The 24605-nt window shown below is 62.3% G+C and carries 22 protein-coding genes; 4 read left to right on the top strand and 18 right to left on the bottom strand.

Annotated elements, in window-relative coordinates; genetic code table 11:
* Positions 1 to 14: 14 nt before the first annotated feature.
* The 3 genes from ntrX to QTJ18_RS12575 all read right to left on the bottom strand — a co-directional run bounded on the left by ntrX (position 15) and on the right by QTJ18_RS12575 (position 4879).
* Positions 15 to 1379 carry a nitrogen assimilation response regulator NtrX gene (ntrX, locus tag QTJ18_RS12585; RefSeq protein ID WP_252754636.1) on the bottom strand — a complete coding sequence of 455 codons (1365 nt, stop codon included), beginning with the start codon at positions 1377 to 1379 and terminating at the stop codon, positions 15 to 17.
* Positions 1369 to 3636, bottom strand: coding sequence for a sensor histidine kinase NtrY-like (locus QTJ18_RS12580; protein WP_252754637.1), 2268 nt, complete (start codon positions 3634 to 3636; stop codon positions 1369 to 1371). The genes ntrX and QTJ18_RS12580 overlap by 11 nt, the downstream gene beginning before the upstream one ends.
* Before the next feature lie 358 nt (positions 3637 to 3994).
* Positions 3995 to 4879: a helix-turn-helix domain-containing protein gene (locus QTJ18_RS12575; protein WP_252754638.1), complete on the bottom strand. Its 885-nt coding sequence runs from the start codon at positions 4877 to 4879 to the stop codon at positions 3995 to 3997.
* 241 nt (positions 4880 to 5120) lie between these two features.
* Between QTJ18_RS12575 and QTJ18_RS12570 the strand changes: the two genes are divergently transcribed.
* Positions 5121 to 6914, top strand: coding sequence for a methyl-accepting chemotaxis protein (locus QTJ18_RS12570; protein ID WP_252754639.1), 1794 nt, complete (start codon positions 5121 to 5123; stop codon positions 6912 to 6914).
* Positions 6915 to 6989: 75 nt separating this feature from the next.
* On the opposite strand, the gene ntrC is transcribed toward QTJ18_RS12570, so the two are convergent.
* Genes ntrC through dusB form a run of 3 tightly spaced genes read right to left on the bottom strand, consistent with a single transcriptional unit; the run spans position 6990 to position 10581 of the window.
* Positions 6990 to 8441: a nitrogen regulation protein NR(I) gene (gene ntrC, locus QTJ18_RS12565; protein ID WP_252754640.1), complete on the bottom strand. Its 1452-nt coding sequence runs from the start codon at positions 8439 to 8441 to the stop codon at positions 6990 to 6992.
* Positions 8438 to 9586, bottom strand: a complete 1149-nt coding sequence (locus QTJ18_RS12560) for a two-component system sensor histidine kinase NtrB (RefSeq protein WP_252754641.1) — start codon at positions 9584 to 9586, stop codon at positions 8438 to 8440. The genes ntrC and QTJ18_RS12560 overlap by 4 nt, the downstream gene beginning before the upstream one ends.
* Positions 9583 to 10581, bottom strand: coding sequence for a tRNA dihydrouridine synthase DusB (dusB, locus tag QTJ18_RS12555; protein ID WP_252754642.1), 999 nt, complete (start codon positions 10579 to 10581; stop codon positions 9583 to 9585). The genes QTJ18_RS12560 and dusB overlap by 4 nt, the downstream gene beginning before the upstream one ends.
* 326 nt (positions 10582 to 10907) lie before the next feature.
* Between dusB and QTJ18_RS12550 the strand changes: the two genes are divergently transcribed.
* The gene (locus tag QTJ18_RS12550; protein WP_252754643.1) at positions 10908 to 12104 is read left to right on the top strand and encodes a bifunctional 2-C-methyl-D-erythritol 4-phosphate cytidylyltransferase/2-C-methyl-D-erythritol 2,4-cyclodiphosphate synthase; all 1197 of its coding nucleotides are present in this window, start codon (positions 10908 to 10910) and stop codon (positions 12102 to 12104) included.
* On the top strand, positions 12101 to 12601 hold the full coding sequence (locus QTJ18_RS12545) for a CinA family protein (RefSeq protein ID WP_252754644.1): 501 nt from the start codon (positions 12101 to 12103) through the stop codon (positions 12599 to 12601). Before QTJ18_RS12550 ends, QTJ18_RS12545 begins: the two co-directional genes overlap by 4 nt.
* 62 nt (positions 12602 to 12663) lie before the next feature.
* Here QTJ18_RS12545 and QTJ18_RS12540 read toward each other — a convergent pair whose 3' ends face one another.
* Positions 12664 to 13116, bottom strand: coding sequence for a type II toxin-antitoxin system RatA family toxin (locus QTJ18_RS12540; protein ID WP_252754645.1), 453 nt, complete (start codon positions 13114 to 13116; stop codon positions 12664 to 12666).
* A 243-nt stretch (positions 13117 to 13359) separates the two neighbouring features.
* Here QTJ18_RS12540 and QTJ18_RS12535 point away from each other — a divergent pair, with 243 nt between their 5' ends.
* Complete coding sequence (locus tag QTJ18_RS12535; RefSeq protein WP_252754646.1) at positions 13360 to 13530, top strand: hypothetical protein; 171 nt, start codon at positions 13360 to 13362, stop codon at positions 13528 to 13530.
* 123 nt (positions 13531 to 13653) lie between these two features.
* On the opposite strand, the gene lipA is transcribed toward QTJ18_RS12535, so the two are convergent.
* From lipA to kdsA, 11 genes are all read right to left on the bottom strand, one after another.
* On the bottom strand, positions 13654 to 14631 hold the full coding sequence (gene lipA / locus QTJ18_RS12530) for a lipoyl synthase (RefSeq protein ID WP_252754647.1): 978 nt from the start codon (positions 14629 to 14631) through the stop codon (positions 13654 to 13656).
* A gap of 36 nt (positions 14632 to 14667) precedes the next feature.
* Complete coding sequence (locus tag QTJ18_RS12525; protein WP_252754648.1) at positions 14668 to 14916, bottom strand: GlsB/YeaQ/YmgE family stress response membrane protein; 249 nt, start codon at positions 14914 to 14916, stop codon at positions 14668 to 14670.
* Between the two features lie 80 nt (positions 14917 to 14996).
* Entirely contained in the window at positions 14997 to 16442 is a 1446-nt protein-coding gene (lpdA, locus tag QTJ18_RS12520) for a dihydrolipoyl dehydrogenase (RefSeq protein ID WP_252754649.1), read from the bottom strand.
* Positions 16443 to 16532: 90 nt separating this feature from the next.
* Complete coding sequence (locus QTJ18_RS12515) at positions 16533 to 16799, bottom strand: HP1242/YdcH family protein (RefSeq protein WP_252754650.1); 267 nt, start codon at positions 16797 to 16799, stop codon at positions 16533 to 16535.
* 92 nt (positions 16800 to 16891) lie between these two features.
* The gene (locus QTJ18_RS12510; protein WP_252754651.1) at positions 16892 to 17530 is read right to left on the bottom strand and encodes an SGNH/GDSL hydrolase family protein; all 639 of its coding nucleotides are present in this window, start codon (positions 17528 to 17530) and stop codon (positions 16892 to 16894) included.
* 16 nt (positions 17531 to 17546) lie between these two features.
* Positions 17547 to 18956, bottom strand: coding sequence for a pyruvate dehydrogenase complex dihydrolipoamide acetyltransferase (locus QTJ18_RS12505; protein ID WP_252754652.1), 1410 nt, complete (start codon positions 18954 to 18956; stop codon positions 17547 to 17549).
* A gap of 15 nt (positions 18957 to 18971) precedes the next feature.
* Complete coding sequence (locus tag QTJ18_RS12500) at positions 18972 to 20426, bottom strand: pyruvate dehydrogenase complex E1 component subunit beta (protein ID WP_252754653.1); 1455 nt, start codon at positions 20424 to 20426, stop codon at positions 18972 to 18974.
* Between the two features lie 18 nt (positions 20427 to 20444).
* Entirely contained in the window at positions 20445 to 21485 is a 1041-nt protein-coding gene (gene pdhA / locus QTJ18_RS12495; RefSeq protein WP_252754654.1) for a pyruvate dehydrogenase (acetyl-transferring) E1 component subunit alpha, read from the bottom strand.
* Between the two features lie 145 nt (positions 21486 to 21630).
* Positions 21631 to 21948 (bottom strand): FtsB family cell division protein, encoded by a 318-nt coding sequence (locus QTJ18_RS12490; protein ID WP_252754655.1) that lies wholly within the window; start codon positions 21946 to 21948, stop codon positions 21631 to 21633.
* Positions 21949 to 22105: 157 nt separating this feature from the next.
* The gene (gene eno, locus QTJ18_RS12485) at positions 22106 to 23380 is read right to left on the bottom strand and encodes a phosphopyruvate hydratase (protein ID WP_252754656.1); all 1275 of its coding nucleotides are present in this window, start codon (positions 23378 to 23380) and stop codon (positions 22106 to 22108) included.
* Between the two features lie 158 nt (positions 23381 to 23538).
* On the bottom strand, positions 23539 to 24390 hold the full coding sequence (gene kdsA, locus QTJ18_RS12480; protein ID WP_489667255.1) for a 3-deoxy-8-phosphooctulonate synthase: 852 nt from the start codon (positions 24388 to 24390) through the stop codon (positions 23539 to 23541).
* Positions 24391 to 24605: the final 215 nt, after the last annotated feature.

Genomic DNA, 24605 nt, shown 5'->3' with positions numbered 1-24605 from the left:
TCGGCGAAGATGGCTCAAACGCCGAGCGACTTCAACTTGCGATGCAGGGCCGAACGCTCCATCCCGACAAATTCCGCCGTGCGGGAGATATTGCCGCCGAAGCGATTGATCTGCGCCACCAGATAGTCACGCTCGAACATTTCGCGGGCCTCGCGCAGCGGGAGTGTCATGATATGATGATCACCCTTTGTCGAGACCTTCGGCAGCATATCCCCCAGATCCTGCGGCAGCATATCCGCCGAGATCGGCGTATCCGGCCCGTCGGTGCGCGCGAGGATCATCAGCCGCTCGATATTGTTGCGCAATTGCCGGATATTGCCGGGCCAATCATGCGCCTGCAGCACGGCCATGGCATCCTCACCGATCTTGCGCGGCCGAATGCCGGCCTGTTCGGAGATCTGCCGCATGAACATGTCCACCAGGAAGGGCACGTCCTCGCGCCGCTCGGCCAGCGCCGGCACCTTGACCGGAACGACCGCCAGCCGGTGATAGAGGTCTTCGCGGAAAATGCCTTCGGAGATCAGGTTTTCCAGATTGTAGGCGGTGGAGGAGATGATCCGGACATCGACCTTCACGCGCTTGCTGCCGCCGACGCGCTCGAACTGCTGGTCGACGAGAACGCGCAGGATCTTGTTCTGCGTTTCGCGGGGCATTTCGCCCACTTCGTCGAGATAGAGAATGCCGCGATGGGCCTCTTCCAGCGCGCCGATCTTGCGCGGCTGGCCCGGGCCGCCCTCGGTGCCGAAAAGGGCGATCTCCATGCGGTCCGGCGTGATGGTCGCGGCATTCAGCGCCACGAAGGGTCCGGCGGCGCGCGCCGACTTCTTGTGGATCATGCGTGCCACGAGCTCCTTGCCGGAGCCGGATGGGCCGAGGATCATGATGCGGCTATTGGTCGGCGAGACCTTCTCGATCGTCTGGCGCAGCTGCGAGATCGCCACCGACGTGCCGATCAGTTCGGCGGCATCGCCGGTCCGTTTCTTCAGCTCGAAGACCTCGCGCTTCAGCTTGGAATTTTCCAGCGCGCGCTCGGCAATCAGGATCAGGCGATCCGCCTTGAACGGCTTTTCGATGAAATCGAAGGCGCCGCGCTTGATCGCCGAGACGGCCGTTTCGATGTTGCCGTGACCGGAGATCATCACCACCGGCAGTTCCGGATGACGGTTGCGGATTTCATCGAGCAGCGCCAGGCCGTCCAGCTTGCTGCCCTGCATCCAGATGTCGAGAAAGACCAAGCGCGGCACGCGATCCGAGATTGCCGCAAGGGCGCTGTCGCTATCATGCGCGACCCGGGTTTCGTGGCCTTCATCGGAGAGTATGCCTGAAACGATGTCGCGGATATCGGCTTCATCGTCGACGACGAGAATGTCAGACGCCATATGCAACTTCCTTATTGTCTGTTTCGGCGACCCGGGCCGTGTGGGAGTGCGGCAGGATGACCCGGATCATGGCGCCCTTGCCATGATCGAAATCCACGGGCGCATCATGCAGCTCAAGCTGGCCGCCATGTTCCTCAATAATCTTCTTCACGATCGCGAGTCCGAGGCCGGTGCCCTTCTCCCGCATCGTCATATATGGTTCCAATATGCGGTGACGGTTTTCCACCGGAAGCCCGTTGCCGTTGTCAATCACATCGACGCAGAACTGCTCGCGCGCCGCGTCGAAGGCGGACCGCACCAGGATCTTGCGCCCATCCCGTTCCGCACCGGTCGGAACGGCCTCGATGGCCTCCACGGCATTCTTGATCAGATTGCCGAAGGCCTGCCCCAGCATGCGGGAATCGAACATGCCGATCAGGGGTGTGTCGCCCAGCTCGCGCAGGAACTGGACGTCGCTTGCACCCATTTCCCGCAGGAAAATGGCGTCGCGCAGGATGTCCCGCAGATCCGCCGTTTCCTTGGCCGGTTTCGGCATGCGGGCGAAGGAGGAGAACTCATCGACCATGCGGCCGATATCGCCGACCTGCCGCACGATCGTGTCCGTGCACTGGTCGAAGACGGCCCGGTCGTTTTCGTCGATCTGGCGGCCGTAACGGCGCTTCAGCCGTTCGGCCGAGAGCTGGATCGGCGTCAGCGGGTTCTTGATCTCATGTGCGATCCGGCGCGCCACGTCGGCCCAGGCGGTGGAGCGCTGGGCGATCACGAGGTCGGTAATGTCGTCGAGCGTGATCACGTAGGAATCGGCGCTGGTGCGGCTCTCCTCGCGCGTTACCTGAACGCTCAGCGTCCGTTCCTTGCCGCGCCGCATCAGATTGACCTCCTTGCGGAAATCGCTGCGCGACCGGCCGGTTGCCTCCTTCAGCACCTGCTCGATCTCCGGCGCGACATCGACCAGTTCGGCGCCCAGCAGCGTTTCCGCCGGAAGGCCGAGGAATTCCTCGGCGGACGGATTGACGATGCTGATGCGATGATCGTCCTCCACGCCGATCACCGCCGCCGTGACGCCGGACAGGACCGCCTCGATGAACCGGCGCCGGTCGTCCACCTCGTCCTTGGCAACCAGGATCTCGTCCCGCTGGCTGCGGATCTGCGAGATCATCTTGTTGAAGGTCCGCGACAGGTTGCCGACATCGCCATCGGCGGCGCGCACGGGCACGACGACATTGAGATTGCCGGTCGCGACATTATCGGCCGCCGAGATCAGCAGCCGGATCGGCCGCACGATCCGGTCCGCCACGGCGATCGCCGTCCAGATGGCGGCCAGGAGCACGATCAGCGCAAAGCCGAGATAGAGAACGGCGAAAGCGATCTGCAGGCTCATGCGGCCCGCTTCCATCGCCTTGTACTCGGCGCGATTGTCCTCCATCAACCGCATTGCCGCCATGACCTTCGGATCGACGGCGCGAATGGTATAGAGAAAGGCGCCGGGAATGGCGTCCAGCTTGATGATGGCGCCGACCAGGTTGGTGACGCCCGGCGGGATCAGCGTCGGCTGGCCGGCTGCCGAGGATGCCAGGGCATCGGCGGGAACGGCGGGCAGCGGCCGCTCCGTCATGATGTCGGCCTGGGCGATCGCTGCGCCATCCTCGCGCACCAGGAAGGCGCCGAGCATGCCGCGACCGCGCGCCTGGCGCGTCATCAGGTCCACGAAGCCGGTGCGGTCCAGGTAGAAGGTCGCGCGGTTGCGCTCCAGATCGTTTGCCATGGAGACCGTCTGGCCCTGCAGATAGCTGGCATTTTCCAGCATATAGGCGCGCGCCACATCGAGAGAGGACTGGACGATGGACTGGGTGCGCAGCGAGAACCAGCGATCAAGGCCGACATTGAGGGTGAGGCTGGCAAAGATCGCCACGAGTACTGCCGGGGTGATCGCGACGATCGAGAACAAGACGACGATTCGCACATGCAGGCGCGCTGCCGCGCGGCCGCGCTTGCGCGCCTTCAACAGGCGTCCCACTTCGCGGCCGATCAGATAGATCAGGCCCAGCACGAAGACGGCATTGAGGGCGGCGGAGGCGATGACCACATTGGTGGTCGGCGCGATCGGCGTGACGCCCATCAGCACGAAGAGAGTCATGATCGCGCATAGAAGCGCGCCGCCGGCCAGAAGCAGGCCAGGCAAGGCGAAGACGGCCCGGCGATCCTGCACGGATACCGCGACCTCGTCGCTGGCTGCCGTCGGCGAAGAATCGGTCATCCGCAAAACTTCCCTTCCCGCTGGGTTCGACCTTCGATGCTGCGATTTCGACAAGCCTGGCTCGTCAGGCGCATTTCCGATGCTTGGCGCGCGCCGCAGGCTCCGCACCGTCGATCATGCTTCAGCCGGAGAAGGGCTGGCGCCCTCATACCTACCGCCTGCGTGACGATTGAGCAACACTTTGTGGCGAAAATGCAACGAGCGCCGCAAGGGTGTCAAGGGCTGCGCATCCCCCGGTAACCTCGGGAGGATGCGATGTCACCCGCTCGCACTGGTTGTGAGCCGCTGCGAAGGACCCTTGCCGTTGCCTGTCCGGGCGCGATGCACGGATAGCGTGACCGGATCCGCCGTCCGCCACTCACGCGGTCTTGCGGAAGGCCAGGGGTGTGCGCCCGACCAGGTTGCGGAAAATCCGCCCCAGTTGCGCTGCATTGCTGAAGCCGCAGGCCAAAGCCACGTCGTGGACCGACAGACGCGTCTGCGCCAGCATGAGTTTCGCGCGCTCGACACGCTTGCGCAGAACCAGCTGATAAGGCGCTTCGTGGAAGCTCGCCTTGAAGGCGCGAGAGAAGTGAAACCGGCTGAGGCCGGCAAGCGCCGCGAGGTCGGAAAGGCCGATCTCTTCAGCAAGATGCTCCTCGATATAATCCAGCAATTGCCGGCACTGGGCCTGGCTCAGTTGCGCTGGCTGGCCCTTCCTGCGGCTTTGCCCGAAATTGATTCGCAAAAGCTCCAGCGTCGCGGTCAGGCTGACCGTTTCGAGATAGAGGCTCGACGCCGCCTGAAGCGGATTCGCCATCAAGCGCGCCAGCTTGCTCATGGTCGCGCCGAGGTCGAAATCCTGGAAATAGATCTGCGGATGAGGCTCGAATGCGGCGAATTCGCTTTCCAACTCAGTGCGGACGATCCCGGGATCGAAACAGAGGACGGTGAATGCATTGGGACGATCGACGGGCTTCGCCCAGCCCTTGATCGTCTGGCCCTGCGGCACATAGGTCATGCGGTCGCGCAGATCGCCGCCGGCAATTGGCGTTTCGCCGAGAACCTCCATCTCGCCATCCGCCAGAATCAGATCGTGATACGCGAGATAATGGCCCTGCCCTTCCCAGGCGAACTCGTATTCCGCCGGAAGATGGAGCCGCGAATATTGCAGGCTGATGCCGCGGAAATTGCGGATCGCGTGGATTTCGGTCGAGCGAACCGGATCGGCGAAAGTGAGTCGAAGTTCGTCTTGCTGTCCCATGCCCTCCACCTACACACTCAAGATTGCAGCAGGCTTACATTGATCGCATTACAATAGGGACCGGAGCGCAGGTAAAGCAAAAAAACGCGAAAACCAGCAGGATAAGCTAATATGCATCGGTAATGTTGATGCTCTGTAAAGGTGTCTGCCCCAAGAATTGGGACATGAGACATTATCTTGCTTGGGCGTCGCGGATACCGCCGGACCTCAAAGCAGCGCTGCAAGGCACGAGGAGGCTAAGATGCGAATATGGGGCGGAGCGGACGACAGGGCAGTGCTTGAGGCAGTCGGCAAGTCGCAGGCGATCATCGAATTCAAGCTGGACGGCACGATCCTGACGGCGAACGAGAATTTCTGCAACGCCCTCGGCTATCGGCTGGAGGAAATAATCGGCAAGCATCATCGCATATTCGTTGAGCCGTCCGAGGCCGCCTCGGGCGATTACACCCAGTTCTGGGCCAAGCTTGGCCGCGGCGAGTATGATCGCCGCCAGTACAAGCGGATCACCAAAAGCGGCGCGGAGGTCTGGATCGAAGCCTCCTACAATCCTGTCTTTCGCGGCGGCAAGCCCTACAAAGTGGTCAAGTTCGCAACGGACATTACCGCGCACAAACTGCGATCGGCGGAAGATGCCGGCAAGCTGGACGCAATTTCCCGCGCTCAGGCGATGATCGAATTCACGCCCACCGGCGAGATCCTCGGGGCGAACGAAAACTTTCTGTCCGCACTCGGGTATCAACTTGCCGATATCAAGGGCCAGCGGCATGCAATGTTCTGCGACCCTGCCTATGTGCAGAGCGCGGAATACCAGCAGTTCTGGGCAAAGCTTGCCGCGGGGATCTTCATTGCCGATGAATTCGAACGCATCGGAAAAGGCGGCCGGAAGGTCTATATCCAGGCCTCCTACAATCCGATCTTCGACATGAATGGCAAGGTCTTCAAGGTGGTGAAATTTGCCACCGATGTGAGCGAGCGGGTGACCAATGTCCGCCAGCTTGCCGAGGCCCTGCAGGCCATGTCGGATGGCGATCTGACGCAGGAATTGGCAAAGCCGTTCCTGCCTGCGCTCGATCAATTGCGCCAGGATTACAATGCCACTGCGGCCAAGCTCCGCGGTACGCTGGAGACGATCCTGGAAAATGCCGGCGCCATCGCGGCTGCCTCGCAGGAAATCCAGACGGCCTCCAACGATCTCGCCCGCCGAACGGAACAGCAGGCCGCTTCGGTGGAGGAAACCGCCGCCGCGCTCGAGGAGATCACCACGACCGGTGCCGATTCCAGCAACCGGGCGCAGGAAGCAGGTCGCCTCGTGCGCCGCACAAAGGAAAACGCGGAATATTCGGGTCAGGTCGTGCGCCAAACCGTGGACGCCATGGGGCGGATCGAGCAATCGGCAGGCGAGATCGGCAATATTATCGGCGTGATCGATGAAATTGCCTTTCAGACCAATCTTCTGGCGCTGAATGCCGGTGTCGAGGCCGCACGCGCCGGCGAGGCTGGCAAGGGCTTTGCCGTCGTGGCGCAGGAGGTGCGCGAACTCGCCCAGCGATCGGCCAAGGCAGCCAAGGAGATCAAGGCACTGATCTCGGCCTCCAATGACCATGTGAAGAACGGTGTGACACTGGTGGGCGATACGGGCAAGGTGCTGCAGGAAATCGTTGCCCAGGTGCTGCAGGTCGACAGCAATGTCGGTGCGATTGTCGAAGGCGCCCGCGAGCAGGCAACCGGCCTGAAGGAAATCAATATCGCCGTCAACACGATGGACCAGGGCACGCAGCAGAATGCGGCCATGGTGGAGCAAACCTCCGCCGCCGCCCATAGCCTGGCGCGCGAGGCCGAGCGCCTGTTCGAATTGATCGGTCAGTTCGATATCGGCCATGGCAGCGCCTCGGCCGGACGGACGGGCGGTGCTGCAGCGGGGTCGCGGCGCCCTGCGCCCAGATCCTCAGCGCCTGCGGCAAGCTACGGCTCCAGACTGCCGCTTTCAACGCGCGGCAACGCGGCACTCAAGACCGAGAACTGGGAGGACTTCTAGGGCCTTTAGCGTCGGGCGAATAACCGGAAACGGCCCGCCGCTACGGAGTCTTTTCTCGACGCACCGCGTGCGGGACTAAGTCGTTCTCGAGCTGCGATAGACCGAGACACCGAGTTCCCTGATCTTCTTGCGCAGCGTGTTGCGATTCAATCCCAGAAGATCAGCAGCCTTGATCTGATTGCCGCGGGTGGCCGTCAGGGCCGCCAGGATCAGCGGGTATTCCATTTCCGTCAGCACGCGATCGTAAAGGCCGGGCGGCGGCAGATTGTCGCCGAAGCTGGCGAAATAGGAGCGCATATTCTCCTCGACCGCCTGAGCAATGGTGAGATTGCCCTGCCGGGCGCCCATCTTGTCGATCGGGCTGTCGGGCACATCCGAACGCAGCTCCTGATCCATGATCTCGCGCGTGATGACGTCCTGCGGATAGAGCGCCATCAGGCGGCGGACGAGGTTTTCCAGTTCGCGAACATTGCCCGGCCAGGCATAGGCCTTCATGATCTCCAGCGCCTCATTATCGAAGCGCTTGGTTTCGAGCCCCTCCTTCTCGCCCTGCTGCATGAAGTGCCGGACAAGATCGGGAATATCCTCGGCCCGGTCCCGCAGGGGCGGCAAGCGCAGCGGCACGACGTTCAGCCGGTAATAGAGATCCTCGCGAAACAGGCCCTGATTGATCAGCTGCTTCAGATCCTTGTTGGTCGCTGCGACAATCCGGACATCGGTGCGGATCGGCGTCCGACCGCCAACCGTCGTATACTCGCCCTGCTGCAGAACCCTGAGGAGCCGGGTCTGCGCATCCATCGGCATGTCGCCGATTTCGTCGAGAAACAAGGTGCCGCCTTCGGCCTGCTCGAAACGGCCGGTAGAACGGTTCTGCGCGCCGGTAAAGGCACCCTTCTCATGGCCGAACAATTCCGACTCGATCAGATCTCGCGGAATGGCAGCCATATTGATGGCCACGAAAGGACCGTTGCGGCGCTTGCCGTAATCATGCAGCGCGCGCGCCACCAGCTCCTTGCCCGTTCCCGATTCGCCGGTGATCATCAGCGTCAGATCCGTCTGCATCAGCCGGGCCAGAACGCGGTAGATCTCCTGCATGGCCGCAGACCGGCCCACCAGCGGCATCCCGTCCTGCGAATCATCGTCCAGTTTCGCCGGCTTGCGCTTGGGTTCGGCAAGCGCCCGTCCGATGATGGCGATCAGCTCCGTCAGGTCGAAGGGTTTGGGAAGATAGTCATAGGCGCCCTTTTCCGAGGCCTTGATCGCCGTCATGAACGTGTTCTGCGCGCTCATGACCAGGACCGGCAGCTCCGGCCGCGCCTTCTTGATCCGCGGCAGAAGGTCGAAGGCGTTTTCATCCGGCATCACGACATCCGTCACCACCAGATCGCCGTCCCCCGCCGAAATCCAGCGCCACAGCGTCGCCGCGTTCGAGGTGATACGGACATCATAGCCGGCACGGGTGAGCGCCTGGTTCAAGACGGTGCGGATGGCCGCATCATCGTCGGCGACAAGGATCGTAGCGGTCATTTCAGGCTTCCTGTCGTAGTCATGGAACGGCTATCTTCGCTCGAACCGCCATCCTTGTGCATCGGCATGAGGACGCGGAAGACGGTGCGGCGGGCCTGGCTGTCGCATTCGATGATGCCGCCATGTCCGCCGATGATCTTGGCCACGAGCGCCAGACCAAGGCCTGAGCCATTGGTCTTGGTGGTGATGAAGGGGTCGAAGAGATGCGGCAGCAGATCGGGCGGAACGCCCGGCCCGTTATCGATCACGCAGAACTCCAGCGGCAGGGAGATCTTTTCGCGGGTGCCGGCGACGGAGAGCCTGATGCCCGGACGATAGGCCGTGGTGAGGAGGATCTCGCCATCCGGCTGGCCGCCGATCGCTTCCGCGGCATTCTTGATGAGATTGAGGAAGACCTGCACAAGCTGGTCGCGATTGGCATAGACGGGCGGCAGAGACGGATCGTAATTTTCGACGATCTTGATGTCGCGCGCAAAGCCGGCCTTGGCCACGGCCTTCACATGATCCAGGATCGCGTGAATGTTCAAGGGTGCGCGATCCACCGGACGCTCATCGGAAAAGACCTCCATACGGTCGACGAGCGAGACGATCCGATCCGTCTCGTCGCAGATGAGCCGCGTCAGAGAGCGATCTTCATCGGCAACGGAGGTCTCCAGAAGCTGCGCCGCGCCGCGAATGCCCGATAGCGGGTTCTTGATCTCATGCGCCAGCATGGAGGCAAGCCCGGTCACGGAGCGTGCCGCGGCCCGGTGCGTCAGCTGACGGTCGATCTTGTCGGCCATGCTGCGTTCCTGAAAGACCACCACCACAGAGCCCGGCTCGCTGACGACCGGCGCGACGTACAGATCCACCAGCTTGTCCTGCCCGAGGCGCGGCGATGAGAGATCGACGCGATATTCGTTGACGGGGGCCTTGCGCTCGCGCACCTGATCGATCAGCGCCAGAAGCGGGCTGCCGAAGGGAATGAAGGTGGAGATCTTGTTGCGCGCCAGATGCGTGGTGCTGGCGCCGAAAAAGGCTTCCGCCTCCCAATTGGCAAACGCGATCCGCCCCTCTTCATTGACGAGAATGACGGGATTCTGGACGGAATTCAGGACCGCCATGGCCAGCGCATTGCCGCCCTGATCACCCTCAGTTGCACTCATGCGGCCTCCCTGGACGCTTGTCCGGCATTTCCTGCAATTTCCTGCTGAAGCACCTGCAAGACCCTGTCAGGATCTCGTTGCGTCATGACAGCCGCCTTGACGGCGGGGGCCAGATCAGCGGCATTCCGATCGAGATACCAGCCGACATGTTTGCGGGCGTGGCGCAGCCCGGCCTCGCGGCCGTAGAATTGCAGCATCATCTCATAATGTTCGCAGGCAATATCGGCGCGCTCCTGCGCTCCCGGCTCCGGCGCGCCGGCCAGCACGCCGCAATGCCAGGGGCGTCCCTGTGCGCCGCGGCCGACCATCACGGCATCGGCTCCGGACCGGCGCAAGATCTCGGCTGCATCCTCGACGGTCTCGACGTCGCCATTGGCGATGAGCGGGATGCGGATGGCGTCCCTCACCTGGCGAATCGCGTCCCAATCGGCGCGGCCCTCGTAGAATTGCATGCGCGTGCGGCCATGCACGGTGATCAGGCTCACGCCGGCGCTTTCGGCGCGCGCGGCAATGTGCGGCGCGTTGATCGACTGCTCGTCCCAGCCGAGCCGCATCTTCACGGTGACGGGCACGCTGACCGCTCCCACAACCGCCTCGATCAGCGACAGGGCGTGATCGGGATCCCGCATCAGGGCCGAGCCGGAATAGCCGCCCGTCACTTTCTTGGCGGGACATCCCATGTTGATGTCGATGATATCGGCGCCATTGGCTTCGCAGATCCGCGCCGCCTCCGCCATGTAATGCGCCTCCCGGCCCGCAAGCTGCACCATATGCGGCGAGATACCGGTGCCTTTCAGCCTTTCCCAGGACTCGCCCTTATTATGCGCCAGCTCGCGGCTTGCCACCATTTCCGTCACCACCAGGCCTGCGCCGTAGCGCCAGGCGAGCTGCCGGAACGGCAGGTCGGTGACGCCTGACATGGGCGCAAGCACGAGCCGGTTCCGGATGGGAACCGTCGCGAGAGCAAAGGGGGATGCAAGATCGGCAGGACTCAATTGATGATCTTTCGGGCAGGCGGTATTTCTGCCCTATTTTTATTCACTGTTTCCGCATTTGCCAAGAGCTAATCCCTCGGACAGGATTTTGTCGCGGCGCTTCTGGAAATGATGCTTTTCTGTCTATAGGGATCTCATGTCAATTGCACGGGACATCCGGCCGCAGGGGGATGGATCGCAGCTCTTTCAACCAGATCCGCCAAAGCCGACCAAGGGCCCCGCCCTGTATGTCGTGATCCTTTCATGGCTTGGCCCTGCATGGCCAGGACCTATATGGCGTGGAAATGGTGGACCGGACAGGAAGACGGGGAAACAAGCGGACGGACATGATCATCGGAACAGTCATCGTTGCCGCCGGACGCGGCGAACGCGCGGGGAGCCCCGAAGAAGGGCCGAAACAATATCGGCCGATCGGCGGCGAGCCGGTGATCCGCCGCACCTTGCGCGAGGTTTTGAACTGGCCGCGGCGGGGGCCGGTCGTGGCCGTCATCCATCCCGATGACGAGAGCCTGTTTGCCAGCGCCTGTGCCGGACTGAGCGGTGCTTCCGATCTGCACATCACCCATGGCGGCAGTACCCGCCAGCAGTCCGTTCTGTCCGGCCTCAGGCGGCTGCGCGACAGCGAGGCCACGCATGTGCTGATCCATGACGCCGCCCGCCCCTTTCTCGACCACGCCCTTCTCGACCGCGTCGCCGGCGCCTGGGAGGCGGGTCTTGCCGCCGTCATTCCGGCTCTGCCGGTGACGGATACGCTCAAGCGTGCGACGCCTGCGGCAATGATCGAGGACACGGTGCCCCGCAACGGGCTCTGGGCCGCCCAGACCCCGCAAGGCTTCGTGCTGGCGGACATTCTGTCGGCCCACGAGGCCGCCTTCCGATCCGGCCGAAGCGATTTCACCGATGATGCCTCGATCGCCGAATGGGCGGGAATGCCGGTGCATCTGGTGGAAGGCTCCGCCGATAATGTGAAACTGACCCTGAAGCGAGATATTGCCATGGCCGATGAGAAACTGTCCCGCCAGCCACTGATCCCCGACGTGCGGACCGGCAACGGCTATGACGTGCATCAACTCGTGCCGGGCGACGGCGTGACCCTGTGCGGGGTCTTCCTTGCCCACGACCAGGCGCTGAGGGGCCATTCGGATGCCGATGTCGCACTGCATGCCCTGACGGATGCTCTGCTTGCCACCTGTGGCGCTGGCGATATCGGCGATCATTTCCCGCCCTCCGATCCGCAGTGGAAGGGCGCGCCGTCGCGCATCTTCCTCGCCCATGCCGCCAAGATCGTCCGGCAAAATGGCGGGATCATCACCAATGCGGATGTGTCGATCATCGCAGAGGCGCCGAAGATCGGGCCGCACCGCCAGGCCATGCGGCAGAACCTTTCCGACATTCTGGAGATTTCCATCGATCGTTGCTCGATCAAGGCGACCACCAATGAGACGATCGGCTTTGTCGGACGGCGTGAAGGCATTGCCGCCATCGCCACGGCGACGGTCGTTTACGGAGCGATCACCCCATGAGCGATCCAAACAGCGAAAACCTGCACCTTGCTCGTCAGGTGATCGAGACCTATTGCCAGAAGGGCTGGATGGTCACCGCCGCCGAATCCTGCACGGGCGGGCTGATTTCGGCCGTGCTCACGGAGGTGGCGGGCTCATCCGCCGTCGTCGATCGCGGCTTCGTCACCTATAGCAACGAGGCCAAGATGGACCTGCTGGGCGTGATGCCGGCAACGCTCAACGCCTTCGGCGCCGTCTCCCGCGAAACCGCGCTGCAGATGGCGCATGGCGCGCTGATGCGCTCGCGCGCCACGTCCGCCGTGGCCGTAACGGGTATTGCCGGCCCCGGCGGCGGCTCCGCCGACAAACCGGTGGGACTGGTGCATCTGGCAGGCCTCGGGCGCGGCGGGCGCCTCATCCACCGTGAGATGCGCTATGGCGATCTCGGCCGCTCCGGCATCCGCCTTGCCACCGTCGAGACAGCGCTCAAGATCCTTCTGGATCTGGCCAAGGCCTGACGTTCACCGGCCGGAGGCCCCGCAATCGCCCGGCCCGCCATTGCCCGGCGGCTATCTCCCCGTCAACGCGGCTGCGCGTAAATCTTGTCGGCACGCTGTTCGAAGGCTTCGGCAAACATGCGAAAGGCGCGGTCGAACATCGATCCCATGACGGCGCCGAGAATCCGGCTCTTGAATTCGTAGTCTATGTAGAAATCGACAACACAGCCCTCCGGCGCCGGCTGAAAGCGCCAGCGATTGTCGAGGTATTTGAAGGGGCCTTCGATATATTTGACATCGATCGTCAGTTCCGCCGGGTTCAGCAGGACCTGCGTGGTGAATGTCTCCCGGATCGCCTTGTAGCCGACGGTCATATCGGCGAGCAGCAGGGTCTTGCCATCGCGCTCCTTGCGGGAGCGAATGGTCAACGCATCGCAGAGCGGCAGAAATTGCGGGTATTTCTCGACATCGGCGACAAGCGCGAACATGTCTTCCGGAGAGTGTCGAACGGGGCGGTGGTTTTCAAACTTCGGCATGGTGTTCAGCTAATGGCGGGAGGCGGATTTGGCAAGGGACACATCGTCGCCCCAGGGCAGGCGAGATCGATCGCGCGGCTGCCGGCTTGACCGGCCAATCGTCTTCTGGAAAAACCTGGGCCGCCCGATGCCAAAGTCTCCGGCCCCGCTTTCCCGGCCGGGCCTTTTCGCCGCCGGGCCTTTTTTCGATGCCGGCACATCCTGGCCGGCGACCGCCAAGGATGAAGACGAAGGTTGATCGACATGGTGGATGACTTCTCGCAGATCATGCAATTGCTCGAGGCCGCCCGGCAGCTTGCGGACGTCAACGAATTGCCCATGCTGGCCTATCTCGTGGGCATGGCCAAGGACGAGGCACGCGCCAATCGCGGCACGCTGAAGGAAAACCGGCACGGCAGGATCAAGCCCTCCTGAGGCGCATCCGGCGCCTCTCAAAGCAGGGCGCCGGCCGGGGATGCGCTTTTTCAAACCCGCGCTTGCCGCACCTTTCGCGCCGGGGCCGGGATCCGCACGATCAAAGACCGTGCGGCGCGAACCTCACTCTGCCGCGACGAGAAGCTTGCGCTCGCGGGCAGCCTTCAGCCTGGCGAAATCATCGCCGGCATGGTGCGAAGACCGCGTCAGCGGGCTGGACGACACCATCAGGAAGCCCTTGGTGTAAGCCACCGTTTCATAGGACTTGAATTCCTCCGGTGTGACGAAGGCCTCGACCTTGTGGTGCTTGCGGGTCGGCTGCAGATATTGGCCGATGGTCAGGAAGTCGACATCCGCCGTCCGCAGATCGTCCATCAGCTGCAGCACTTCGTTGCGCTCCTCGCCAAGCCCGACCATGATGCCGGATTTGGTGAACATGGTGGGGTCCAGTTCCTTCACCCGCTGCAGCAGGCGGATCGAATGGAAATAACGCGCGCCCGGCCGCACGGTGAGGTAATTGCCGGCCACGGTCTCCAGATTGTGGTTGAAGACATCGGGCTTGGCGGCCACGACCCGCTCGAGCGCGCCCGGCTTCTTCAGAAAGTCCGGCGTCAGGATTTCGATCGTGGTGAGCGGCGAGGCTGCGCGAATGGCGAAGATCACCTTCTCGAAATGCTCGGCGCCGCCATCCTCCAGATCGTCGCGGTCGACGGAGGTGATGACGACATGGCTCAGGCCCATCTGCCGCACGGCCTTGGCGACATTCTCCGGCTCATCCAGGTCCAGCGCATTGGGACGGCCCGTCGCCACATTGCAGAAGGCGCAGGCGCGGGTGCAGATCTCGCCCATGATCATGAAGGTTGCGTGCTTCTTGTCCCAGCACTCGCCGATATTCGGGCAGCCCGCCTCCTCGCAGACGGTGACGAGCTTGTGCGACCGGACCAGCTCGCGCGTCTCCTGATAGCCTTTGGAGGTCGGAGCCCGGACACGAATCCATTCCGGCTTGCGCAGCACGTCCGTATCGGGCCGGTGCGCCTTTTCCGGATGGCGAACGCGCTTGGCCTCATCCGGCAAAGACATGCGATCAAGAATGGTGACCATGATGAACCTGCTTTCCAGCCGCCCTGCGATGGCGGATTAGCGTCTTACGATTTTGGCGATGAATAGCAGAGCACAGGCGCCGATGAAACCGCTCACCAGTCCGCCCCAGGCACCCGGTTCAATCCAGATGCCGGCGCGCTGCAGGATGGCGCTTGCCAAAGCCGCGCCCACCACGCCGATAACGATGTTCATGAACACGCCGAAGCGCAGGTCCATCAACATGCCGGCCAACCATCCGGCCAAGCCGCCGATGATGATCGTGCCGAGAAAACCCAAACCTTCCATGACCGTCCTCCATGCTTCGGACACCCATATGGTTGCCCGCGCGGCCGGCCACAATGGCCGGCGCGGGGCAAGGCACAGCATCAGGCGTTCAACACCCTGCCATAGGCGTCGAGAACGCTTTCCTTCATCATTTCAGACAGGGTCGGATGCGGGAAGATGGTATGCATCAGCTCTTCTTCCGTTGTCTCCAGGTTCATGGCGATGACGAAACCCTGGATGAGCTCGGTCACCTCTGCCCCGACCATATGCGCGCCGATCAGCTCACCGGTCTGCTTGTCGAAGATCGTCTTGACCATGCCCTGGTCTTCGCCGAGCGCGATGGCCTTGCCATTGGCCGCGAAGGAATAACGGCCGACGCGAATGTCGCGCCCTGCTTCCTTCGCCTTGGCTTCGGTCAGGCCCACCGAGGCCACTTGCGGATTGCAATAGGTGCAGCCCGGGATCTTCGCCTTGTCCATCGGGTGGACGCCCGGCACGCCGGCGATCTTCTCCACGCAGATGACACCTTCATGCTCGGCCTTATGGGCAAGCATCGGCGGGCCGGCCACATCGCCGATCGCATAGAGGCCTTCGACATTCGTCTTGCCGTAGCCATCGATCACGATGCAGCCGCGTTCGGTCTTCACGCCGAGCGCTTCCAGGCCCAGATTCTCGATATTGCCCTGCACGCCGACCGCCGAGATCAGACGGTCCGCCGTGATCTGGCTGACCTTGCCGTCCTTCGTCTCGACATGCGCGGTGATCGAATCGGAGCTCTTGTCGACCTTGGAAACCTTCGCCCCCGTGATGATCTTCAGGCCGCGCTTCTCAAGCTGCTTGCGGGCAAAGGTGGAGATCTCCACGTCTTCGACCGGCATGATATTGTCCATCAGCTCGATGACCGTCACGTCGACGCCCATGGACAGGTAGAAGGACGCAAATTCGATGCCGATGGCGCCGGAGCCCATAACGACGATGGATTTCGGCAGGGACTCCGGCTTCATCGCTTCGAAATAGGTCCAGATCAATCTGCCGTCTGGCTCTATTCCGGGAAGCGCGCGCGGCCTTGCGCCGGTTGCCACGATGATGTGCTTGGCACTATAGGTTCCCTCGCCCAGCACGCCCTTCGGGACCGGATTCTGCGGCTGCACGACCGGCTTGGACATCTTGCCGACGCTGATCTCGCCCGGCTTGGTCAGCTTAGCCTCGCCCCAGATCACGTCGACCTTGTTCTTTTTCATCAGGAAGGCGACGCCGCCGTTCAGCCGGGCGGATACGCCGCGGGAGCGCGCGACCACGGCCTTCACATCCGCCGTCATGGTGCCGTCCAGCGTGAGGCCGAAGGATTTGGCATGATGGGCATGATCGAGGATTTCCGCCGACCGGAGCAGAGCCTTGGTCGGGATGCAGCCCCAATTCAGGCAGATGCCGCCGAGATGCTCGCGTTCCACGATGGCGGTCTTCAAGCCGAGCTGTGCGGCCCGGATCGCCGTCACATAGCCGCCTGGGCCGGAGCCGATGATGATGACGTCATAGGATTGAGCCATGGGCGCTTCCACTCCTTCCAGAACTTCGAACGGCCGTCTCAGCCGCTCTTTTCCATTGGTTTCAGGAATGGAGGCGCCGGTTGCCGCTTGCTAGACCTCGTTCTCCTCGGTCGACGGCTCTGCCCGCATCAACATCCCATAAATTTCGTCTTTCAGGGCCAGGCGTTGCTTGCGCAAGCCGACCATATAGGCATCGTCACAGGGTTCTACATCCGTCTCTGCCAGATGGATGCGATGATTGACATCCTCATACTGAGCGCAGATCCGGTGAAAGTGCCCGTCTCTTTCCCGCAGGCGGCGCATCTGCACGAGGTGCGCCGGAAATTCCTCGGCGAGCTGATGTGGCGTATGTGACATGATCTTTTCTCCGTCGTCGTGACTTCGATCATCATGCTACTCCCGCCGCCCGCTCTTCCTCCTTGATCCTGATCAACCCCGCCCTGGCGGGATCAGACGCCCAGCATCATGCGGACGATCGGCTCGATACCCCGGCCGATGGCCCGCGTGTTTTCCGCATCCAGATGGATGCCGTCCAGCGGTGTCGTGGTTGCGACCGACCCCGCATCGAAGAAGCCGCAGGCCATTTCGTCGGCCAGATCGCGGTAGAGGCTCGCCAGCATGGCCGATTCCTCCAGCGAACCGCGAAACATGGCGGCGAACGGCGCATTGGCGGTTTCGCATGTCTTCGGCGGCGCGACGAGGAGAATATCCGGCGCCTCAAAGTCGAAGCCCCAGACATGGTGACGGATCAGCTGCACCAGCCGCTTCATGCCATTCGTCGCCAGCGTCGCCGATCCGGCAATGCCGCGCTTCATGTCATTGGTGCCGAGCATGACGATCACCAGATCCAGCGGCTTGTGGGCCTCCAGAACGCTCGGGAGCAGCGCTGCGCCATTGCGATTGCAATCGGCCAGATGATCGTCATAGGCGGTGGTGCGCCCGTTCAGTCCTTCGGCGATCACGGTGACGCCCGGTCCGAGCGCTGCTGCGAGCACGCTCGTCCAGCGATCGGCGTAATCGTGCCGACCGAGGGATACGGGATCGTATCCCCAGGTCAGGCTATCGCCAAAGCACAGAACGGATTTCATCCATCCGCCTCCCGGATCACACCAGCATGCCCATCGGGTTCTGGATATGCCGCTGGAAGGCCGCTGCCAGTTCGGCGCCGAGCGCACCGTCGATCACCCGGTGATCGAAAGCGAAGGTGGCCGTCATGACGGTTGCGATCTTGATCTCACCCCCCTTGACCACCGGCTTTTCGATGCCGGCGCCGATCGAGACGATCGATGCATGCGGCGGGTTGATGATCGAGGTGAAGTTCGACACACCGAACATTCCGAGATTGGAGACGGCCGTGGTGCCGCCCTGATACTCGTCCGGCTTCAGCTTCTTGTCGCGGGCGCGGCGGGCCAGATCCTTCATCTCGTTGGAGATGATCGACAGGGTCTTGGTTTCCGCCTTCTTGATGATCGGCGTGATCAGCCCATCGGGAATGGCCACGGCAACTCCAACATCGGAATGCTTGTGCTTCACCCTCGCCGTCGATGTCCAGGAGGCGTTCGCCATGGGCACGTCGCGCAGAGCAAGAGCCATGGCCTTGATGACGAAATCGTTGACGGACAGCTTGTAGGCCGGAACCTCGCCCTTCTCCGTCTTGATCATCGGCGCGGACTTGTTGATCTCGGCCCGCAGAGCCAGAAGCGCATCCAGTTCGCAATCCATCGACACGAAATACGAGGGCACGGTCTGGCTCGATTCGGTCAGACGCGCGGCAATCGTCTTTCGCATGCCGTCATGCGGCAGAAGCTCATAGGAGCCTTCTGCGAAGAGCTTGAGAACGGCGTCATCCGCCATGCCCTTGGCCATCGGAGCTGCGGGAGCCGAGGCGCCGGTGGAAGCCGCGCCGGCACTGGCAGCCGGGCTGGCCGCCTTGCCTTCAGCAGGCTTGGCCGAGCCGCTCGCCACGGCCTTGTCGACATCCGACTTGACGACGCGGCCCTTCGGTCCGGATCCGGACAGCCTGGAGAGATCGATGCCGGCTTCCTTGGCCAGGCGACGCGCCAGCGGCGAGGAAAAGACGCGCTCGCCGGAGGCGGAGGACGCTGCCTCCGCGGTGTCCGCCTTGGCGGGTGCCTTCACGTCTGGCGTCTCCTGCCGCTCGGCCGGTTCGGCCTTCTGGACCTCCGCCTTTGGCTCTTCCTTGTTGCCGGTCTCGGCCTTCGGTGCCGAGGCGGCCGAGCCGCCACCCGCGGCGGCAGCTGCGACATCCTCACCTTCTTCGGCGAGAATGGCGATCAGCGCATTGACCTTCACGGCCTCGGTGCCGGCCGCAACCACGATCTTGGCAACAATGCCTTCATCGACGGCTTCGACTTCCATCGTTGCCTTGTCGGTCTCGATCTCGGCAATCACATCGCCGGACTTGACCGTATCGCCTTCCTTGACGAGCCACTTGGCAAGATTGCCCTCTTCCATGGTCGGCGAGAGGGCGGGCATGGTAATGTTGATCGGCATGAGCCTGCCCTCCTCTTACTTGTAGCAGACGGCTTTGACGGCCTGGACCACTTCGCCGACATTCGGCAGTGCGAGCTTTTCGAGATTGGCCGCGTAAGGCATCGGCACATCCTTTCCGGCAATCGTCAGCACCGGTGCATCGAGATAGTCGAAGGCTTCCCGCTGCACGCGATTGGCGATGAAATCGCCCACCGAAGACTGCGGATAGCCTTCCTCGATGGTCACCAGCCGGCCGGTCTTCTTGACCGATTCGACGATGGCGGGGAGATCCATGGGACGGATGGTCCGCAGGTCGATCAGCTCGACATCGATCCCTTCCTTCTCCAGCTCGGCAACGGCCTTGACCGCATAGGTCATGCCGATGCCCCAGGACACAAGGGTGATATCCTTGCCGCTGCGGTGAATGCGGGCCTTGCCGATCGGCAGAACGAAATCGTCGAGCTTGGGCACTTCGAAGGACTGCCCGTAGAGGATTTCGTTCTCCAGGAAAATGATCGGATTGGGATCGCGGATCGCCGCCTTCAGCAGGCCCTTGGCGTCTGCCGCCGTATAGGGCTGGATCACCTTGAGACCGGGCACGTGGCTGTACCAGGCCGCATAATCCTGGCTGTGCTGCGCGGCCACGCGGGCGGCCGCACCGTTGGGGCCGCGGAACACCATGGGTGCGCCCATCTGACCGCCGGACATATAGAGCGTCTTGGCAGCCGAGTTGATGATCTGGTCGATCGCCTGCATGGCGAAGTTGAACGTCATGAATTCGACGATCGGCTTCAGACCTGCCATGGCAGCACCAACGCCGACGCCGGCAAAGCCATGCTCGGTGATCGGCGTATCGATCACCCGGTTGGCGCCGAATTCCTGGAGCAGGCCTTGCGTGACCTTGTATGCACCCTGGTATTCGGCGACCTCCTCGCCCATGACAAAGACATCCGCATCGCGACGCATCTCTTCCGCCATGGCATCGCGCAGCGCTTCACGCACCGTCATCGTCACCATCTCGGTGCCGGCCGGGATGTCCGGATCGGCGGCGACCTCGGTCTTTGGCTGAGCCGGAACCTTGTTGTCGGCCGAGGAGTTCGGCTCGGCCGCGGCCTCGCGGGCCTTGCCGCCAGCTGCCTCCGATGTTGCCGCCGGCGTATCGGCATCAGCCTGCTCCGCATCGGCGGTCGCTGCGTCGGCCTTCGCTGCATCGGCCTTCGGCGCGTCAGAGATGGCATCCGCGCTTTCGCCTTCCTGCAGCAGAACGGCGATCGGCGTGTTGACCTTGACGTTTTCGGTGCCGGCATCGACCAGAAGCTTGCCGATGACGCCTTCGTCAACCGCTTCCACTTCCATCGTCGCCTTGTCGGTTTCGATTTCGGCGATCACGTCGCCGGAGGTGACCGTGTCACCTTCCTTCTTCAGCCACTTGGACAGCGTGCCTTCTTCCATGGTCGGAGAGAGGGCGGGCATCAGGATATTGATTGGCATTAGGGTCCCTCCCCGAAATCAGAGCAGAATGTCGGTGTAGAGCTCGGATACATCCGGCTCCGGATCGTTCTGGGCAAAATCGGCACTGTCGGCCACGACATCGCGAACATCCTTGTCGATGGTCTTCAGCTCGTCTTCCGAGGCCCAGCCTTTGTCCATCAGGCGCTGACGGACCTGCTCGATCGGGTCATGCTCCGAGCGCATCTTCTGCACTTCGTCCTTGGAGCGATACTTGGCCGGATCCGACATGGAATGGCCGCGATAGCGATAGGTCATCATTTCGAGAATGATCGGGCCCTTGCCGGAGCGGCAATGCGCCACGGCCTCGTCGGCGGCAGCCTTGACGGCGCGCACATCCATGCCGTCCACCTGCAGCCCCGGAATGCCGAAGGAGGCGCCGCGCTGGGAGAAATCGGTCTGGGCGGAGGCGCGCGACACCGATGTGCCCATGGCATAACGGTTGTTCTCGATCACGTAGATGACCGGGAGCTTCCACAGCTGCGCCATGTTGAAGCTCTCATAGACCTGGCCCTGATTGGCCGCGCCATCGCCGAAATAGGCGAGCGAGACATTGTCATTGCCGCGATATTTGTTGGCAAAGCCAAGGCCGGTCCCCAGCGAGACCTGCGCGCCGACGATGCCATGGCCGCCGTAGAAATTCTTTTCCTTGGAGAACATGTGCATCGAGCCGCCCTTCCCCTTGGAAAGACCGCCGCGGCGTCCCGTCAGTTCCGCCATAACGCCGCGCGCACTCATGCCGCAAGCGAGCATATGGCCGTGATCGCGGTAACCGGTGATGACCTGGTCACCGTCCTTCAACGCCATCTGCATGCCGACGACGACGGCTTCCTGGCCGATGTAGAGATGACAGAAGCCGCCGATGAAGCCCATGCCGTAGAGCTGGCCGGCCTTTTCCTCGAAACGGCGAATGAGCAGCATTTCGCGATAGGCCTTGAGTTCCTCGGCCTTGTCGAATTCGGCAATGGCTCCGCCATTGGATTTTGCAGGCTTTGCCGCCGTCTTCCGACCGGCTGCCGACGCGGCTTGCTTGGGCGCCATTCATAACCTCCCTGCGTGTTTGTTTGGTTATGAACACCATAGGCAAGAAAGGAGGGGCCAGCAATGCCCTAAATGCATGGCTCACATGAATATTAAGCAGCTGTATTTATTAATGAATTGGAACCTTAACCGGATTTCGGTTAATTCAGAAGTAGTTGTTGAAGATCACAATTTCATCGCCGCGCGACACGTTGAGCTGGTAGCGCGCGATCTCGTCAAGCATGTCCTTTTCAAGCGATCCATCGCTGAGCAGTTGCACCTGCCGCTCCAGCGCCTCTCGCTTCTTTACCAATTTGGACAATTCCGCTGCACGTTCAACCCGCGTGCGCTCGAATTTCTCCGTGGCGACGAGCCCGAGATTGCCGTGCACCGAGTGATAGCCGAAATAGGAGACGAAAGCGACGGTGATGGCGGGGATGACCAGCCGGCCGAATTTTCGTTTTTTGTGATGTCTCGTCCACATGCGAGATTATGCCCTGTAACGCAGTACCTGAGCGTCAAGGTGACAGAACATGCTTAAGCAATGGTTGATCCTCGTCGAAGTCCGATCGCCTGTCAGAAAAGAGAAATGGCGGCGCCTCGCAGCACCGCCATCCTGAATGCAACCGCGAGGGAGCCGATCAGCCCTTCAGGATCGAGCGGCCGGCAAAGCCCGCCTGCGGACCGAGGAGCTCCTCGATGCGGATCAGCTGGTTGTATTTGGCAATCCGGTCCGAACGGGACAGCGAGCCGGTCTTGATCTGCCCGCAATTGGTGGCGACGGCGAGATCGGCAATCGTCGAATCCTCCGTCTCGCCCGAGCGGTGCGACATGACTGCGCTGTAGCCGGCCTTGTGGGCGGTTTCGACGGCATCCAGCGTCTCGGTCAGCGAGCCGATCTGGTTCACCTTGACGAGGATGGAATTGGCGACGCCCATCTTGATGCCGTCGCGCAGGCGGGCGGAATTGGTGACGAAGAGATCGTCGCCCACCAGCTGCACCTTGTCGCCGATCTTGTCGGTCAGATATTTCCAGCCGTCCCAATCATCCTCGGCCATACCGTCTTCGATCGAGATGATCGGATATTTGCCCGCCAGTTCGGCAAGATAATCCGCCATGGCTTCCGGCTCCAGGCTGCGGCCCTCGCCTTCCATGGCATATCTGCCGTCCTTGAAGAACTCGGTCGAAGCGCAGTCGAGCGCCAGATGAATGTCGTCGCCCGGACGGTAGCCGGCCTTTTCGATCGACTTCATGATGAAATCGAGCGCTTCCGGCGCGCTTTTCAGGCCTGGTGCGAAGCCGCCTTCATCGCCGACATTGGTGTTGTGGCCGTTCGCAGCCAGCTCCTTCTTCAGCACGTGGAAGACTTCCGCGCCCATGCGCACGGCGTCGCGGATGCTCTCTGCGCCGACCGGCATGATCATGAATTCCTGGAAGTCGATCGGATTGTCGGCATGCGCGCCGCCATTGATGATGTTCATCATCGGAACCGGCAGAAGCCGCGCATTCGGGCCGCCGACATAGCGGAACAGCGGCAGGCCCGATGATTCGGCGGCCGCCTTGGCGACAGCGAGAGACACGCCGAGAATGGCGTTGGCGCCGAGGCGCGACTTGTTCGGCGTGCCGTCCAGCTGGCACATCAGATTGTCGATCAGGATCTGGTTTTCCGCATCATGGCCACCGATCGCGTCGAAGATCTCGCCATTGACGGCTTCGACCGCCTTTTCCACGCCTTTGCCGTGATAACGCGATCCGCCATCCCGCAATTCAACGGCTTCATGCGCGCCGGTCGAGGCGCCCGAGGGAACCGCGGCGCGGCCCATGCTGCCGTCTTCCAGGTGAACATCGACTTCGACGGTCGGGTTTCCGCGGCTGTCGAGAATCTCGCGCGCGACGATATCGGTAATGGCTGTCATGAGCTTTTCCTGCTGGTAAGTGCGGTGGAAATCACTGCCTGTCTTATCCAAAGGCACAGAAAATACAATGGCAGGAGCATGACAGCCCGACCCCGTCCTGCGGATGGCGATGGCAGCACGCCATCCGCGCCGAAGACGGCTATCCAGCCGGCCTCTGCTCAGACCGTCTTGGCGACCGTGTCGAGCGCCATCAGCCGCTCCAGCAGGCGTTCCAGATCCGCCAGGCGGACCATGTTCGGGCCATCGGACGGCGCGTGATCGGGATCGTCATGCGCCTCGATGAACAGGCCGGCCACGCCGACCGCGACGGCTGCGCGGGCAAGGGTCTCGACGAAACGCCGCTCGCCGCCGGTCGAGCCGCCCTGCCCTCCCGGCTGCTGCACCGAATGTGTCGCATCGAAGATGACCGGAGCGCCGAGATCGGCCATGATCGGCAGCGACCGCATGTCGGAAACCAGCGTGTTATAGCCGAAGGATGCGCCCCGCTCGCACAGGAGCACATTCGGATTGCCGCTTTCGGTGAACTTGGCCAGCACATTCTTCATGTCCCAGGGCGCCAGAAACTGCCCCTTCTTGACATTGATGACACGGCCGGTCGCGGCGGCGGCGACCAGGAGATCGGTCTGCCGGCACAGAAAGGCGGGGATCTGCAGCACGTCCACCGTCTCGGCAACGATCGCGCATTGCTCCTCGGTATGGACGTCGGTGAGCACCGGGAAGCCGAATTCCTGCTTCAGATCCGCAAAGATCTCCATCGCCTTTTCCAGGCCGATTCCTCGTTTGCCCGCGATCGACGTGCGGTTGGCCTTGTCGAAGGAGGATTTGTAGATCAGGCCGATGCCGAGCCGGTCGCAGATCTCGCGGATGGCGCCGGCCATCATGAAGGCGTGGTCGCGGCTTTCCATCTGGCAGGGACCGCAGATCAGCGAAATCGGTGCCTGATTGGAAAAGCGGACCTGGCGCGCCCCGTCGCCGACCACAATCTCGGAATTGGCCTTGACCGTCATCATCAAATCCTCACATCCGTTCGCCGCAAGCGGGCGGCGCGCCGCGGGGCGCTTTGCGCGCCGGCCCGGCCTGTTTGTCTTTCCTGACGCTAGCCCTTAGCAGCGGCCAGTATCTCTGTCACCGACAGATCGGCATGGCGGGGCGCATTTGCAAATCGTCAAGCCCGCCGCGCATTTTTGGGCCAGAAAGCAGCATCACGGCTTGCGGAACACATGTG

Origin of the sequence: Rhizobium sp. SSA_523, assembly GCF_030435705.1 — a bacterium.
Lineage (GTDB): Bacteria > Pseudomonadota > Alphaproteobacteria > Rhizobiales > Rhizobiaceae > Neorhizobium.
This window is presented reverse-complemented; position numbering and strand designations above follow the sequence as displayed.

Bases quoted from the DNA above. Each gene is read 5' to 3' on its own strand.
- QTJ18_RS12570 (WP_252754639.1), top strand. From the start codon at position 5,121: ATGCGAATATGGGGCGGAGCGGACGACAGGGCAGTGCTTGAGGCAGTC.
- QTJ18_RS12580 (WP_252754637.1), bottom strand. From the start codon at position 3,636: ATGACCGATTCTTCGCCGACGGCAGCCAGCGACGAGGTCGCGGTATCC.
- QTJ18_RS12490 (WP_252754655.1), bottom strand. From the start codon at position 21,948: ATGTGGACGAGACATCACAAAAAACGAAAATTCGGCCGGCTGGTCATC.
- QTJ18_RS12575 (WP_252754638.1), bottom strand. From the start codon at position 4,879: ATGGGACAGCAAGACGAACTTCGACTCACTTTCGCCGATCCGGTTCGC.
- pdhA (WP_252754654.1), bottom strand. From the start codon at position 21,485: ATGGCGCCCAAGCAAGCCGCGTCGGCAGCCGGTCGGAAGACGGCGGCA.
- QTJ18_RS12510 (WP_252754651.1), bottom strand. From the start codon at position 17,530: ATGAAATCCGTTCTGTGCTTTGGCGATAGCCTGACCTGGGGATACGAT.
- QTJ18_RS12545 (WP_252754644.1), top strand. From the start codon at position 12,101: ATGAGCGATCCAAACAGCGAAAACCTGCACCTTGCTCGTCAGGTGATC.
- QTJ18_RS12505 (WP_252754652.1), bottom strand. From the start codon at position 18,956: ATGCCGATCAACATTACCATGCCCGCCCTCTCGCCGACCATGGAAGAG.
- QTJ18_RS12540 (WP_252754645.1), bottom strand. From the start codon at position 13,116: ATGCCGAAGTTTGAAAACCACCGCCCCGTTCGACACTCTCCGGAAGAC.
- ntrC (WP_252754640.1), bottom strand. From the start codon at position 8,441: ATGACCGCTACGATCCTTGTCGCCGACGATGATGCGGCCATCCGCACC.
- QTJ18_RS12525 (WP_252754648.1), bottom strand. From the start codon at position 14,916: ATGGAAGGTTTGGGTTTTCTCGGCACGATCATCATCGGCGGCTTGGCC.
- QTJ18_RS12500 (WP_252754653.1), bottom strand. From the start codon at position 20,426: ATGCCAATCAATATCCTGATGCCCGCCCTCTCTCCGACCATGGAAGAA.
- QTJ18_RS12515 (WP_252754650.1), bottom strand. From the start codon at position 16,799: ATGTCACATACGCCACATCAGCTCGCCGAGGAATTTCCGGCGCACCTC.
- ntrX (WP_252754636.1), bottom strand. From the start codon at position 1,379: ATGGCGTCTGACATTCTCGTCGTCGACGATGAAGCCGATATCCGCGAC.
- eno (WP_252754656.1), bottom strand. From the start codon at position 23,380: ATGACAGCCATTACCGATATCGTCGCGCGCGAGATTCTCGACAGCCGC.
- QTJ18_RS12550 (WP_252754643.1), top strand. From the start codon at position 10,908: ATGATCATCGGAACAGTCATCGTTGCCGCCGGACGCGGCGAACGCGCG.
- lipA (WP_252754647.1), bottom strand. From the start codon at position 14,631: ATGGTCACCATTCTTGATCGCATGTCTTTGCCGGATGAGGCCAAGCGC.
- kdsA (WP_489667255.1), bottom strand. From the start codon at position 24,390: ATGATGACGGTCAAGGCCAATTCCGAGATTGTGGTCGGCGACGGGGCG.
- QTJ18_RS12535 (WP_252754646.1), top strand. From the start codon at position 13,360: ATGGTGGATGACTTCTCGCAGATCATGCAATTGCTCGAGGCCGCCCGG.
- QTJ18_RS12560 (WP_252754641.1), bottom strand. From the start codon at position 9,586: ATGAGTGCAACTGAGGGTGATCAGGGCGGCAATGCGCTGGCCATGGCG.
- lpdA (WP_252754649.1), bottom strand. From the start codon at position 16,442: ATGGCTCAATCCTATGACGTCATCATCATCGGCTCCGGCCCAGGCGGC.